10 protein-coding genes are annotated in these 15,270 nt (G+C 37.9%); 8 read left to right on the forward strand and 2 right to left on the reverse strand.

The annotated features are described in order from the left end of the window. Positions 1 to 43: 43 nt before the first annotated feature. Both AC106S_RS12145 and AC106S_RS12150 read left to right on the forward strand, forming a co-directional pair. Positions 44 to 919 (forward strand): siderophore-interacting protein, encoded by an 876-nt coding sequence (locus tag AC106S_RS12145; protein WP_482439384.1) that lies wholly within the window; start codon positions 44 to 46, stop codon positions 917 to 919. Between the two features lie 171 nt (positions 920 to 1,090). Continuing rightward, positions 1,091 to 1,795, forward strand: a complete 705-nt coding sequence (locus AC106S_RS12150) for a class I SAM-dependent methyltransferase (RefSeq protein ID WP_482439385.1) — start codon at positions 1,091 to 1,093, stop codon at positions 1,793 to 1,795. Between the two features lie 63 nt (positions 1,796 to 1,858). On the opposite strand, the gene AC106S_RS12155 is transcribed toward AC106S_RS12150, so the two are convergent. Together AC106S_RS12155 and metG are read right to left on the reverse strand one after the other, a co-directional pair. Beyond that, positions 1,859 to 2,530 carry a hypothetical protein gene (locus AC106S_RS12155; protein WP_482439387.1) on the reverse strand — a complete coding sequence of 224 codons (672 nt, stop codon included), beginning with the start codon at positions 2,528 to 2,530 and terminating at the stop codon, positions 1,859 to 1,861. Between the two features lie 10 nt (positions 2,531 to 2,540). Further along, on the reverse strand, positions 2,541 to 4,580 hold the full coding sequence (gene metG / locus AC106S_RS12160) for a methionine--tRNA ligase (protein ID WP_482439389.1): 2,040 nt from the start codon (positions 4,578 to 4,580) through the stop codon (positions 2,541 to 2,543). A gap of 328 nt (positions 4,581 to 4,908) precedes the next feature. Here metG and AC106S_RS12165 point away from each other — a divergent pair, with 328 nt between their 5' ends. The 6 genes from AC106S_RS12165 to AC106S_RS12190 all read left to right on the forward strand — a co-directional run bounded on the left by AC106S_RS12165 (position 4,909) and on the right by AC106S_RS12190 (position 15,264). Next, positions 4,909 to 7,677: a SusC/RagA family TonB-linked outer membrane protein gene (locus tag AC106S_RS12165; protein ID WP_482439390.1), complete on the forward strand. Its 2,769-nt coding sequence runs from the start codon at positions 4,909 to 4,911 to the stop codon at positions 7,675 to 7,677. Positions 7,678 to 7,682: 5 nt separating this feature from the next. After that, entirely contained in the window at positions 7,683 to 9,263 is a 1,581-nt protein-coding gene (locus AC106S_RS12170) for a RagB/SusD family nutrient uptake outer membrane protein (protein ID WP_482439391.1), read from the forward strand. A 17-nt stretch (positions 9,264 to 9,280) separates the two neighbouring features. Continuing rightward, on the forward strand, positions 9,281 to 10,390 hold the full coding sequence (locus AC106S_RS12175; protein ID WP_482439392.1) for a SusE domain-containing protein: 1,110 nt from the start codon (positions 9,281 to 9,283) through the stop codon (positions 10,388 to 10,390). A 79-nt stretch (positions 10,391 to 10,469) separates the two neighbouring features. Next, the gene (locus tag AC106S_RS12180) at positions 10,470 to 12,626 is read left to right on the forward strand and encodes a glycoside hydrolase family 97 protein (RefSeq protein ID WP_482439393.1); all 2,157 of its coding nucleotides are present in this window, start codon (positions 10,470 to 10,472) and stop codon (positions 12,624 to 12,626) included. A gap of 87 nt (positions 12,627 to 12,713) precedes the next feature. Beyond that, positions 12,714 to 13,226, forward strand: a complete 513-nt coding sequence (locus AC106S_RS12185) for a hypothetical protein (RefSeq protein ID WP_482439395.1) — start codon at positions 12,714 to 12,716, stop codon at positions 13,224 to 13,226. Positions 13,227 to 13,404: 178 nt separating this feature from the next. Next, positions 13,405 to 15,264: a glycoside hydrolase family 13 protein gene (locus tag AC106S_RS12190; protein ID WP_482439396.1), complete on the forward strand. Its 1,860-nt coding sequence runs from the start codon at positions 13,405 to 13,407 to the stop codon at positions 15,262 to 15,264. The last annotated feature ends 6 nt before the right edge of the window (positions 15,265 to 15,270 follow it).

The following is a 15,270-nucleotide window of genomic DNA, read 5'->3' on the forward strand; positions in this document are numbered from 1 at the left end:
AATTTAAATTAAGCTTCTTAGCCTTGATTTAAATTCATTGAATATGAATACAAATCCGGTTTCTGCAATCATCGGAAACCGGATTTTAACTTTAAAAATTTCAGTTATGGCTAAAATACCAACAGGTCGTATCGTTGCAGAGATGACCAGAAAAGAGTATATCACCGACCATTTTATCAGGGTTTATCTGTATTCCCCGGATGCCCATCTGTTTAAAAATACTACGGTTGGTGATAATAACAAGATTGCTGTCCCACCAGTTGGTTTAAACGAAATCCATTTTCCGGAACTGGATGAGAACAGACAGTGGGTGTATCCTCCTAAAGAAGTGGCACCCGCAGTGAGGACCTATACCCATAGCGGAATTGATCTTGAAAAAAATGAACTGATCATTGATTTTGTGGATCATGGAGACGGCGGTCCTGCATCAAGATGGGCACGTGAAGCAGAAGCCGGCTCAAAGCTGGGAATCATGATGAGGCTTGATGAAAAAGAACTCTGCCCCGAAGCTGAATGGTATCTTCTGGCTGGCGATGCAACAGCTATTCCGGTTCTGAGTGCTATTCTGAAAACTCTTCCATCAACAGCAAAAGGAGTCTGCATTCTTGAAGTTCACGGGAAAGAAGATGAGCAGCCTGTTGAGACAAAAGCTGATATTGAATTTATTTGGTTACACAACGCAGAACCTCATATCAGCAGCCGGATGGCCGATACCGTAAAAAGTATTGCCATTCCTGAAACCACAAAGTTCGGATACATTGCCACTGAATTTTCAAGCGTTAAAGAAATCCGTAATTATCTCAGAAAAGAAAAAAACTGGACTGCAAAAGAACTGAATGCCTATTCTTACTGGAAAGCAGGCGTTGCAGAAAATGAATCGGAAAAAGACAGACATAAGGAGAAAGATTCAATGGGATAGCGGAACAGGTGAATGGTGAATTCAGCTTTGCTGTGAATAGCGAATTGATAACGTTAAATTACCAGAACGGACCCATTACTTATTTCCCATTACTCATTACTCATTACTCATTACTCATCATTCATCACTCATTCCCAATAAACCCGTATCTTTGCCACTTTGAAAACGACTATGAAAGATTTAATGGGTAAAGCGGTCTGGGATTATTTTCATAACGAAGATCCTGAGGACTTGCAGACAGAAACATCAATTTCAGAACTGGATGAGCTCCCGGTGGCTTATCTTTTCAGGGATTTTGAGGTGATGAATGATATTGAGCAGAAAGCTTTGCAGCTGGCAGAAGGAAAAGTTCTGGATATTGGTGCCGGAGCAGGATCACACGCTCTTTATCTTCAGAATCAGAGAAACCTGGATGTTCTGGCACTGGATATTTCGCCAAAATCTATCGAAGTCTGCAGGCTGAGAGGGATAAAAAAAGCGGTTTGTGAAAATATGCTGGCACTTTCCGGTGAAACATTCGATACAATCCTGATGCTGATGAACGGAACCGGAATTTTTGAAAGCCTTGCAAAAATTGATACGTATCTTCAGAAGCTCCATTCTCTGCTGAATGAAAACGGACAGGTTCTGATCGACAGTACAGATATTCTCTATATGTTTGACCGTGATGAGGATGGCGGCGTATACATTCCGGCAGAAGGGTATTATGGTGAACTAGGATATACGGTCCACTACAAAGGAGAGTCCGAAGATCCGATTACCTGGCTGTATCTTGATTTCAATACCCTGAAAAATGCCGCGGAACACAACGGCTTTAAAATTGAAAAAATCATGCAGGATGAAGATGCTTATCTGGCAAAACTTACTAAAAGATAATATTAAATAAAAAAGACACAAAATTCTGTGTCTTTTTTTGATTTTATTAACGGATAACGGAATTTACTTCGATCCGGCTTCAGGCTTTGAAATTCTTTCAATAGTCATTTGATACCGGTAATCTTCTGCAGGATGATAGACGTTTAAGTCGGCTTCCTTTACAAGTCCGCTGCCGGAATCTATAATATAAACCCCTTTTATAACCCTTTCAGGCTTATTTTCATCATCTTTATAATATTCTGCATTATAATTGATTTTAGCTTCGGATTTATTATATTCGGTAAACTGATATTGTTTTGTGATTTTCTTATATAGCAGGGAATGCAGATCATTTTGGGTAGTCCATGTTTCTCCGGTTTTTACACACTTATTGCTATATTCCGGCAGAAAAATATTTACATTGAATAGTTTTTCAACAAAATTCAGGGAATCTTTTTTTACCGGTTTATTTCCGTATTTATCAGTTTTAAATTCAGCTAAATCTGTGAAATAGTTTGCTTTTAAAGGGTCTTCCGTATGATGATTGATCAGTTTGTATCCGTAAGATATTTTAATTGAATCTTTTTCCGGTGCAAAATTAATCTGGGGAGAATTGGTGAAACTTTTATCGTATATAGCTCTGTAAACAACAGCACTATCGCTGTTGAAACGATAGTGCATGCAGATTTCACTGGATTGCTGACCATGTATTAAAGAAAACATGAACAGCAGGAAACTAAGTAAAAATACTTTCACTTTTTGTTGATTATCCTATTTCAATACCGTTTTCTACATTGCTGTCATCCGGTGTTACAAAAGACAGTTTTCCGTCCGGTTTTGTTGTTAATAATAACATTCCCTGAGATTCAATTCCTCTGATTTTTCTCGGAGCAAGATTCAGAAGGATCATTACCTGTTTTCCGGTTATTTCTTCAGGAGTAAAGCTTTCTGCGATCCCGGAAACTACCGTTCTTACATCCACACCTGTATCTACTGTCAGTTTTAAAAGCTTATCTGCGTTCTCTACTTTTTCAGCTTCAAGAATGGTAGCTGTTCTCAGATCAATTTTCTTAAAATCATCAAAAGTGATTTCTTCTTTCATAGGATTCGCGTTAGGGTTGGTCTTTTTATTATTTTGTTTCGTTTGTTCCAGTTTTTGGATCTGGGCTTCAATAACTTCATCAGAAATCTGAGAAAATAAGATTGGAGCATTAGCCATTATTGGGTGACCAGTTTCAATTAATACCTTAGAATTTTCAATTTCTGCCCAGGTTCTCTGTTCTACATTAAAAATTTCATACAGTTTTTGAGCGGTAAAAGGCAGGAATGGTTCAGCCAAATTTGCTAAAGCAACTGATATTTGAGCACCTATAAACAAAGTGTTTTTAGTTTTTTCAATATCAGTTTTAACTGTTTTCCACGGTTCCTCATTTTGCAGATACTGATTTCCGAATCTGGCAAGATTCATGAACGCTGTTAATGCATTTCTGAATTCATAATTTTCTAGGAAATTTCTGATTTCAACAGCTCTTTTACTAATCTCTTCTAATTCAGGAGCATTTACATCTCCTTCAGGAACTTTCCCTTCAAAGTTTTTGTTAATTAAAACAGCAACCCTGTTGATGAAATTTCCAAAAATATTAGCTAATTCTGAATTATTCTTCGTCTGGAAGTCTTTCCATGTGAAGTTATTATCCTTAGTTTCCGGAGCTGATGAAAGAAGGGCATACCTTAACACATCCTGCTGTCCCGGGAAGTCTTCTACATATTCATGAGCCCATACCGCCCAGTTTCTTGAGGTTGAGATTTTATCGTTCTCAAGATTTAGGAATTCAAAAGCAGGAACGTTTTTCGGCATAATATAGTCACCATGTGCCTTCATCATAGAAGGGAAGATGATGCAGTGGAAAACAATATTGTCTTTTCCAATGAAGTGAACCAGGTCACTGTCTTCACTCTGCCAGTAATCTTTCCAGTCTTTTCCGTTTTTTTCAGCCCATTCCTGGGTAAATGAAATATATCCGATAGGCGCATCAAACCATACGTAAAGAACTTTTCCTTCAGCATTCGGAAGAGGTACCGGAACGCCCCAGTTGAGGTCTCTGGTCATGGCACGCGGTTTTAAGCCGTCATTTAACCATGATTTTACCTGCCCGTAAACATTAGGCTTCCAGTCGTCTTTATGGCCTTCAATAATCCATTCGTTCAGGAAGTCTTCATATTCATTCAAAGGAAGATACCAGTTTTTAGTTTCTTTAAGAACCGGGATATTTCCGCTTAACATAGATTTCGGATTGATAAGCTCTGACGGCGAAAGGGTAGACCCGCATTTTTCACACTGGTCCCCGTATGCATTTTCATTTCCGCAGTTCGGGCATGTGCCTACAATATAACGGTCGGCAAGAAATTCTCCTGCCTGTTCATCAAAATACTGTTCGGAAACTTCTTCCGTGAACTTTCCTTTTTCATAAAGCACTTTGAAAAAATCCTGGCTGGTTTCATAATGCTTTTTAGACGTTGTTCTGGAATATTCATCAAATGAGATCCCAAGATCTGAAAAAGATTTTTTGATGATCTCATGGTATTTGTCTACAATATCCTGAGGGGTTACTCCCTCTTTTTTTGCTCTGATAGTAATAGGAATACCGTGCTCATCCGACCCGCAGATAAACGCTACCTCTTTTCCTGATCTTCTCTGAAATCTTGCGTAGACATCCGCAGGAATATATACACCTGCCAAATGCCCTATATGAACCGGTCCGTTTGCATAAGGCAAAGCTGCCGTAATCATCTTCCTGTTTGACATTTATAGTAAAGTTTTGACTGCAAAGATAAGGATTATCTCATGAATTCTGCTGAAGCTTCTGTAATAATCCTTTTTTTGCGGTTTTGAAGGCGGGGAATATTATATTTAGTTAAACATTTGTTTAACTTTTTGTTAACTCATTAAATGTGTTATGTGTTGCATAGGTTGATGTAATTAATTGAAATATAGATTTTTAATTTAAAATCAACTGGTAATTTACATAAAATTATCTAAAATTTTAATAAAATTATGGTAATTCTATTTTTTTTATAAATTGCAAGACTGGTTTGCCAGGCTTATTAAAAACGAAACTAAAAAAAACGATATTGTGAGAAATTTTACAACGGTATTAAAAATAGCGCCCGCTTTTTTATTGGCCAGTACAATAATGCATGCGCAGGCACAAGACACTCTGCCTAAAGAGAAAAAAATTGAAGAAGTTGTATTGATCGGGTATGGTAAGCAGAAGAAAACAGATTTGACAGGATCAATTACTTCTGTTACAGCCAAAGACTTTAACGGAGGTGCTACTTCTGCCGGACAGTTGATTCAGGGTAAAACCCCGGGGGTACAGATTACAAATAGTAGTGGAGCTCCCGGATCAGGAACTAAAATCAGAATCCGGGGAACATCATCTTTGAATGGTGAAAATTCACCATTAATTGTTATTGATGGAGTTCCACAGGACTTTGTAGGGGTTAATGGTGCATCTGATCCATTATCATTAATCAATCCAAACGATATAGAAAGCTTTGATATTCTTAAAGATGCTTCAGCTACTGCCATTTATGGTAACAGAGCTTCTAATGGAGTCATCTTAATCACCACAAAAAAAGGAACAGCCGGAAAATTCAAGGTTAATTTTTCAACTATTACTTCGGTCTCAACGAAGATGGATAATGTGAATGTCCTGAATGGTAATGAATACAGATCATTTGTTAATGAAATAGCACAGACAAATGCGGCTGTAGCGGCGAATGCTGTAAGATTGGGAACTTCCAATACTAATTGGCAGGACCTGATTTATCAGAATGCGTGGGGAACAGATAATAATTTGGCTTTTTCAGGCGGAGTTAAATGGCTCCCATACCGTTTATCTATAGGGTACAATGATCAGAATGGTATTGTAAAAACAAATTCTTTCCGGAGAACTTCTGTTGGGTTAAACCTAAATCCGAAGTTTTTTGATAATCACCTTACTGTAAATGTAAATGCTAAGGGAACTTTTACAGATAACAGATTTTTGAATGATGGGGTAATCAAAGCAGCTACTTATTTTGATCCTACACAACCTGTATATTCCGGAAATACAAAATATGGAGGTTATTATGAATGGACTGATCCTAATAATAATGTTACAGGGCTCAACGTAAATGGTACATCAAACCCTTTAGGTCTTCTGGACGGAGTACGTGATGTATCATCTGTATGGAGAGGTTTAGGGAATATCCAATTAGATTATAAGCTACATTTTTTACCGGATTTACATGTCAATGTGAATGCAGGTTATGACTATTCTAAAAGTAATGGTGCGAAAACAGTAAGTCCTATTTACAGAGTAGGGATAAGTGATTTAGGTACTTTCAATGAGTACACTATGGAGAAAAAGAATAAATTATTAGAAACTTATTTAAGCTATTTAAAAACTATAACTTCTATTTCTACAACTGTTGACCTGACTGCTGGTTATTCTTATCAGGACTTCCATACTATTATTCCGGGGACGACAACATTTAAGGGAAGAGGACAGAATACAGCCACTAATAATTTTGAAACCAAAAATGTATTACTATCATTCTATGGAAGAGGTATTTTTACCATAGCCAATAAATATATTGTTTCGGCTTCCATAAGGAGAGACGGATCTTCAAGATTTTATAATGGTACTACAAGTAATGTATGGGGTAATTTCCCGGGAGTGTCTGTTGCATGGAAGATTAATGAAGAAAATTTCCTGAAAGATAAAGGCATCAACGTATTAAAACTAAGAGCAGGATGGGGGAAAACAGGACAGCAGGAATTACCAACGCTGGATACAAATAAGCCAAGAAATTATCCATCCTATGCTGCTTATAATATGAGTTCTGATGGAGCACAGTATCAGTTTGGAGATCAGTTCTACTATATGATGAGGCCGGAAATTTATAATCCGAACTTGAGTTGGGAAATTACAACCACAAAAAATGCAGGTATTGATTTTGGATTTGCTAAAAACAGAATTACAGGTTCTGTCGACATTTATCAGAAAGATACGAAAGATCTGATTGTGGATGCTCCAATTGCAGCAGGTGATTTAAGTAATCATAATCTGCTTAATGTTGGAAATATGCAGACAAAAGGGATTGAAGCATCTCTTACATTTGTTCCTGTAAAAAAAGAAAATACAACATGGGAGGTATCCTTCAATGCAACTCATTACAAATCTAAAATTACCAAATTAATTAACGGAGCAGATGCTTCCTATAGAATCTTGGTAGGAGGAATTGACGGAGGAGTTAATAATACGATTCAGGCTCATACTGTGGGGCATCAACCTAACGCATTTTATGTATTCCAACAGGTTTATGATACCAACGGGAAGCCATTGGATGGTATTTACGTGGATAGAAACGGAGATGGTAAAATTGATGTTAACGACAGGTATTACTATAAGTCTACACAGCCGGATGCTATCTTAGGGTTTAATACAAAGTTTTCTCATAATAACTGGGATATCGGTTTAAGTGCAAGAGCTGTATTAGGAAATTATGTCTATAATAATGCTGCTTCTAATAGCTCTATTCAATCACTTACAACCAATAATTATTTACAAAATGTATATTCTACTGCGGCAGAATACAAGTTTTCCAGTCCTCAGTATTTTTCTGACATTTTTATAGAGAATGCATCTTTCTTTAGATTGGATAATATCAATGCCGGATACAACTTTAAAGATGTTTTTTATAAAGGCAGTAATATCAGAGTTTACGCAATGCTTCAAAATGTATTTGTGATAACAAAATATTCAGGAATAGATCCTGAAGTATTCGGAAATATAGACAATGGATATTATCAGATGCCTAAAGTATATTCTTTAGGATTTAACTTTCAATTTTAAGAAAAATGAAACAATTTAAAACAAATATAATAGCAGTTGCAGCCTTATTTAGCATTCTTACTGCAACATCTTGTGTGAACGATTTAGAACAGATGCCTATTACAGATGTAACCTCGGCAAGTGTTTTTACAGATTTTGCAAACTATCCTATGGCACTGGCAAAAATATATGGAGGTTTTGCAAATGGAGGACAGACAGCAAATGGGGGGCAGACAGATATTAACGGGATTGACGGAAACTTTTCACAGTATACAAGAGTTCTTTACACATTACAGACCCTGCCAACGGATGAAGCTGTAATTGCTTGGAATGATGGAACTTTACAGACTATCCATAAAATGACATGGGATTCGTCCAGTGAATTTGTAGAAGGGGCTTATTATAGAATTTTCACTCACATTGCAACAAGTAATGAGTTTTTAAGAAACGTTACCGATGAAAAGCTAGCTTCAAACAATATTACAGGGAGCAATTTAACAGAAGCTAAATATATGAGGGCTGAGGTAAGATATTTGCGCGCATTATCTTATTATTATGCATTAGACTTATTTGGAAACGTTCCTTTTGTAGACGAAAGTTATTTACCGGGATCAGTAAGTCCACCTAAAAGAATTACCCGTGCAGAACTTTTTAATTTTATCGAAAGTGAATTGCTGGCAGTAGCCGGAGAACTTAAGGATCCTAAAGCAAATGTTTACGGAAGAGCAGATAAAGCAGCTGCGTGGGCATTGTTAGCTCGTTTATATCTTAATTCACAGGTGTATAACGGTTCTAACCATTATACAGATTGTATTACTTACTGTAATAAAATAATACAGGCAGGATATTCTTTAAAAACAAAATACTCGGATTTATTCCTTGCCGATAACGATAAAAATAATCCTGAAATTATACTTCCAATTGCTTTTGACGGACTTCATATCCAGACTTCTGGTGGTACAACATATCTGATTCATGCCGGTGTAGGAGGAAGTATGCCTGCTTCAAGCTTTGGAATCAGTGGAGGCTGGGGAGGTTTAAGAACAACCAAAGCATATGTAAATTTATTTTCAGGATCTCCTTCTGATCAGAGAGGTAATTTTTATACTGATGGACAAAACCTTGAAATTAATGATCTGGGAGTTTTTACTGACGGATATGGATTTATTAAATATAAAAATATCACAAGTGCTGGCAACCCTGGATCTGATGCTTCCGGAAACTTCTGCGATACTGATATTCCTGTATTCAGATTAGCCGATATTTATCTGATGTATGCCGAGGCTACTTTAAGAGGCGGAAGTGGAGGGAATTCTGCTACAGCTCTTGGGTATATCAACGCCTTGAGAACACGTGCAGGAGCTTCTCCGGTCGGTTCAATAAATACAGATTATATATTGGATGAAAGAGGACGTGAGCTGGGATGGGAGATGACCAGAAGAACCGATCTGATCCGGTATGGTAAATTTACCAGTGGTTCCTATTTATGGCCTTGGAAAGGAGGAGTAAAAGATGGAAAAAGTGTTGAAGATTATAGAAATCTTTACCCTATTCCAGCAAAAGATATTATTGCTAATCCCAATTTGATACAAAATCCAGGCTATTAACTTTAAAATTGTTTGAAATGAAAAATTTATTTAAAATATTTACGCTTCTTGTTTTAGGCTTTTGGATGATTTCCTGTGAAAAAGACGAAGATAGAGCTGTGTTAGGAAGTCCTTCCGCCTCTAATATTTCTTCCGATAAAACCAATCTGGTTTTACTTAAAGATCATGCTGCAGAAACTGCAGTTACTTTTAATTGGAAAATTCCTGATTACGGCGTTGCAGTAGCTCAGAAAAATCAGATACAAATTGCTGTTAAAGGAACTAATTTTGCAAATCCTAAAAATATAGATCTTAATGATGGTGCTTCTAAAGCAAGTTACACAGTGGCAGAGTTTAACAATTATGCATTAGATGCAGGTTTGGTTCCTGAAGTTGCAACCGAAATAGAAGTCAGACTCTCTTCAAAATTAGGAGACTTTGAAGCCATAACATCAAATGTTATCACAATTACTGTTACACCTTATATGACTGCTTATCCATCATTCTATATTGTAGGCGAAGCTTCTGCAGTAGGGTGGAGTGAAGTAAATGCTCAGTTATTGTATAAAAAAGATAATTTCTCTACAATTTATACTTACCTTGAAAATGGTAAATCATTCAGATTTTTAGGTCAGCAGGCTTGGGGACCTAAAAATTACAGCTTAGACACTGCTGGAATGAATAGTGATAATAAGTATTTCAAAACCTGGTCTACAAACCTTGCTGCATCAGCACCAGAGAACATTCAGTTTAATGGAGTTACAGGAATGTACAAGATAGTTATTGATGCAGAACCTACACAGAAGTCAATTACAGTAACAGCATCACCTGTTAATAACTGGAATCCTGCCAGCTTATATCTGGTAGGTACAGTTAATGGCTGGAATGAAACTGCAGCTATTCCAATGACTAGTTTAGGAAACGGGAAATTTGAATATACGGTTGCTCTTCCGGTTGCTTCTGAATTTAAATTCTTAGGACAGCAAAGTTGGGGAGATCTTGATTGGGGAAATATCACAACAGATGGTAATACCGGTTATCTTGGGCCAAAAGGAAGTAATGGAAACATCAAATTTGACGGAACAGGAGGAAATTATAAAATTACTGTAGACGTGAAGCTTGGTGTTTACAAAATCCAGCCATTATAATAATTTAAGATCAAATAGTATAGTAAAGTGCTGTCTTCACGGCAGCACTTTATTTTTTTTAAGTTTATAAATAGTCATTATGAAGAAAATTACTGTTGGAGCTCTTTTACTCTCCATGATGTTTGTAGGTGTGAAAGCACAATCTTTAAAATCTCCGGACGGAAAATTTGAAATGAATTTCCAGCTGAAAGAAGGAGTGCCTTACTATAACCTGAAATACAACGGGGCCGTAGTAGTAGAAGATTCTAAATTAGGATTACGATTATTTAAAGACACAGCCATAAAATTCGCTTCTGAGATTGCCAGACCAGAAGATGCAAAATTCGATCTGAACAACGGTTTTGCGAAGGTAGATGAAAAAAGAAACTCCAAAAACGAAACCTGGCAGCCGGTTTTGGGAGAAAAGAAAAATTATATCAACCATTACAATGAACTGGCCGTCACGCTGAACCAGGGTTCCACCGACAGAAGCATTGTAGTGAAATTCAGACTGTTCAATGACGGATTAGGGTTCAGATATGAATTCCCGCAGCAGAAAAACCTGAACTATTTCGTGATCAGAGAAGAAGATTCCGAGATCGATTTCCCAACAGACATGAAAGCCTGGTGGATAGTTGCTGATTATGACTCTCAGGAATATCAGTATCAGGAAACAAAAGTATCGGAAATTCCGTCAAAGTGGGCTCAGGCCGCAGATGCCAACGCGTCTCAGAAGTTAGTCAAAAATGCAGTGCAGTCGCCGTTAATGCTTAAAAAAGAAGGAAAAGAACCCCTTTATGTAAACGTGGCCGAAGCTGCTGTACTGGATTATCCGGCTTCCCACCTGGAAGTGGATGCACAGAATTTTAAATTCAAAACCCATCTTACTGCCGACAGACAGGGCGCGAAAGGATATATTCAGACCCCTTCCGTTACCCCGTGGAGAACAATTATCGTTTCCCCTAAAGCCGAAGAGGTGATGGATTCCAAAATGATCTTCAACCTGAACGAACCTACAAAATATACTGATACTTCTTACATTCACCCTACAAAATACATGGGAGTATGGTGGGAAATGATCATCGGGAAATCCCAGTGGGCGTATTCTACGGCTGAAAACGTTCACCTGGATAAAACAGATTTTACAAAACTTACACCCAACGGAAAACATGCAGCCAACAACACCAAAGTAAAGGAATATATCGACTTTGCAGCAGAAAACGGCTTCCAGGGACTACTGATTGAAGGATGGAATATCGGATGGGAAGACTGGTTCGGACATTCAAAAGAATTCGTTTTTGATTTCATTACCCCTTACCCGGATTTCGACATCAAAATGCTGAACGATTACGCTCACTCCAAAGGAATCAAACTGATCATGCACCACGAAACTTCAGGATCTGCAACAAACTACGAAAGATGGTCCGATAAAGCATTTCAGTTAATGAATAAATATGGATACGATGCCGTGAAAACAGGATATGTAGGCGATATTATTCCAAGAGGTGAGCATCATTATTCGCAGTGGACGATCAACCATTATTACAGAATTGCTGAAAAAGCAAATGAATATAAGATCATGATCAACTCCCACGAATCCGTACGTCCAACAGGAGAAAGCCGTACCTATCCGAATTATATCTCTGCGGAAGCAGCCCGGGGAACAGAGTACGAAGCATTCGGAGGAAACAAGCCGGATCACCAGACCGTTCTTCCGTTTACAAGATGGATGGGTGGATCTATGGATTATACCCCGGGAATTTTCCAGACCAAACTGGATTACTACTTCCCCGGAGACAAACGTTTCGTAAAAACTACACTGGTAAAACAGCTTGCTCTTTACGTAACGATGTATATGCCTCTTCAGATGGCCGCTGATCTTCCTGAGAACTATAAAAAACACATGGATGCCTTCCAGTTCATTAAAGATGTAGCCGCAGACTGGGATGATACTAAAATTTTATCTGCGGAACCCGGAGATTATGTAATCACCGCCAGAAAAGCCAAAGGAACGGAAAACTGGTTTGTAGGAGGGATCACCGATGAGAATAAACGTGAGTATACCGTAGATTTCTCTTTCCTTGATAAAAACAAAAAATATGAGGCAACGATCTATGAAGACGGAAAAGATGCAGATTATATCGATAACCCTCAGAGTTATAATATCTACAAGAAACAGATTACAGGAAAATCTAAAATTAATTTCAAAATGGCAAGAAGCGGCGGTTTCGCAATTTCTATTAAACCTGTAAATTAAATTTAAAATTCATATGTTTGTTATGCCCCGGCTCTTTACACATTGGGAAAATGGGCCGGGGCATTTATTTTAATGACTGATAACCGAATGAAAAAAAGTCTTTTACTGATCCTTTTGATCAGCTGCTGTTCCGTTTTTGGGCAGGGAAGAAAAAATATAGCTGCATTTGAACTGGCAGGACATTCAGAAGCTCTGTTTTCCGCCAATTATGAGAGAATGTTCTATCTGAGTGAAAGAAACAACCTCCTTTATTCCCTGAGAGCGGGAATAGGAAGAACTCCCGGCTATGATGTGCATGGAGAACACTTTAAAGGAGTAACCACGGTGCCTGTTGTGTTCAGTGTGCTGTATGGAGAAAAACATTTCTTACAAATGGGGCTGGGATATACGGCTTTATTCAGTGAAGACTTTATTGATACCTCGTTAAATCCCAATGTGGTATATAAAAAATTTCAGTCGGATGTTTCTTTAAGTCTCGGATACAGGCTTATGCTGGATACGGGGCTTGTGTGCCAGGCTTATCCGATGATTGTATTTAAAGACAATCCGCAAAAGAAATTTGCCTTTTCATTTGGTGTAGGGATAGGTTATTCCTTTTAATCTTTTATTGAACTGATAAAGCCGTTTGAGCTTTTCAGATGAGTTATACAGATCATGGGATATAAAAATAAATCTGCTCAATCTGCCAGATCCGCGAGACAATAAAAATTCGTGCATCCGTGGCCATATAAATAATACGACAGCCTGAAAGGTTTATTATTAAAAAATGAATACTGTTATGAAAAAAATATACATTGTTTCAGCACTGACGATTGCTGTTGCAGCATTTTCACAAAAACCGCTCGAAAAAGTAGAACCCGCTTTCTGGTGGAAAGGAATGAAAAACCCGGAACTTCAGATTCTGGTATACGGAAAAGACGTTGCTAATCATCAGATTGAATTATCAGACGGTGTAAAGGTGAAAGATATTCAGAAAACAGACAATCCGAATTATGCCTTCGTTACGGTTAATACCAATGAAATCAATGTTCCGAAATTTACCATCAACATTAAAAACGGGCAGCAGAATCTGGGATCATATACCTATGAACTGAAACAGAGAAACCCGGGATCAGCAGACCGTGAATCCTTCACCTCAAAAGATGTGATGTATCTCATTATGCCGGACCGTTTTGCCAATGGTGATGAAAGCAACGATTCCCAGCCGGATCTTACAGAAAAAGCAGACCGGAAACTTCCTAACGGAAGACATGGGGGCGATTTAAAAGGGATTATTAAAAATATCGGTTATATTCAGAATCTGGGAGCTACGGCTGTATGGCTGACTCCGGTCAATGAGGATAACGAAAAAGTATATTCTTACCACGGATACGCTCAGACTGACCTTTATAAAATAGACGGAAGATTCGGAACCAACGAAGATTACAGAGAGCTTTCCCGTGAACTGAACAAAAGGAAAATGATGCTGGTGATGGATTATGTTACCAATCACTGGGGCGTTTCCCACTGGATGATCAAAGATCTGCCTGCCAAAGACTGGATCCATTGGTTCAATGATGGCGAAAACGGATTTAAGAGGTCCAATTATAAAACAACCACCCAGTTTGATACCAACGCATCAGAAATTGATAAAAAATACGCCCTGGATGGATGGTTTGACAAAACAATGCCGGATCTCAACCAGAAAAACCCATTAGTGCTGAAATATTTAACCCAAAATGCCATCTGGTGGATTGAATATGCCGAATTGGGAGGTTTCCGTGTAGATACCTATCCATACAACGATAAAGAAGCAATGGCTGCCTGGGCAAAAGCAATTACCGATGAATATCCTAAGTTTAACATTGTAGGTGAGTCATGGCTTTACACGGCAGGCCAGATCTCAGCATGGCAGAAGAACTCTAAAACCGGGGAAGCGGCAGGGTATAACTCCAATCTCCCTTCCGTAATGGATTTCATGCTGTTTAGTGATATGCCGAAAGCATTTAAAGAAAAAGAAAGTTGGGACAGCGGAATGATCAAAATCTACAATTCGTTTACCAGCGACTTTTTATATCCGGATATCAACAATATCCTGGTCTTCTTCGAAAATCATGATACCGAACGCTGGAACGAGATCTTCAAAGGAGATCCGAAAGCCTATAAAATGGCATTGACCCTCATTTCTACCACTCGTGGAATCCCACAGATCTATTACGGCTCAGAGATAGGAATGAAAGGGAATAAGAAAAAAGGAGGCGATGCAGACATCCGCAGAGACTTTCCGGGAGGCTGGAAATCCGATAAGCAAAATGCATTCAATCCGTCAGAACAGACCTCTGAACAGAAAGAATTCTATCAGTTTACACAGAAATTATTAAACTGGAGAAAAGGAAAAGACGTCATTCATACCGGGAAAACTAAAAATTACGTTCCTAAAGACGGTGTTTTTACCTATTTCAGATACAATGATAAGGAAAGTGTAATGGTCATCATCAATAACAGTAAAAAAGATCAGACCGTAGACTTAAAATATTTTGAAGAATCCCTCAAAGGATTTTCCAAAGGGAAAGAAATTATTTCGGGAATGGAACTGAATTTAAAGAATACCACAACAATTCCTGCCAAAACTTCGTTTATTATTGAACTTGAAAAATAAGTAATA

It is taken from the genome of Chryseobacterium sp. FR054 (assembly GCF_056844565.1).

What these genes read in the sequence shown, in the direction of transcription:
- AC106S_RS12145 (WP_482439384.1), top strand. Translation starts at nt 44, where the DNA reads ATGAATACAAATCCGGTTTCTGCAATCATCGGAAACCGGATTTTAACT.
- AC106S_RS12150 (WP_482439385.1), top strand. Translation starts at nt 1,091, where the DNA reads ATGAAAGATTTAATGGGTAAAGCGGTCTGGGATTATTTTCATAACGAA.
- metG (WP_482439389.1), bottom strand. Translation starts at nt 4,580, where the DNA reads ATGTCAAACAGGAAGATGATTACGGCAGCTTTGCCTTATGCAAACGGA.
- AC106S_RS12170 (WP_482439391.1), top strand. Translation starts at nt 7,683, where the DNA reads ATGAAACAATTTAAAACAAATATAATAGCAGTTGCAGCCTTATTTAGC.
- AC106S_RS12175 (WP_482439392.1), top strand. Translation starts at nt 9,281, where the DNA reads ATGAAAAATTTATTTAAAATATTTACGCTTCTTGTTTTAGGCTTTTGG.
- AC106S_RS12180 (WP_482439393.1), top strand. Translation starts at nt 10,470, where the DNA reads ATGAAGAAAATTACTGTTGGAGCTCTTTTACTCTCCATGATGTTTGTA.
- AC106S_RS12185 (WP_482439395.1), top strand. Translation starts at nt 12,714, where the DNA reads ATGAAAAAAAGTCTTTTACTGATCCTTTTGATCAGCTGCTGTTCCGTT.
- AC106S_RS12190 (WP_482439396.1), top strand. Translation starts at nt 13,405, where the DNA reads ATGAAAAAAATATACATTGTTTCAGCACTGACGATTGCTGTTGCAGCA.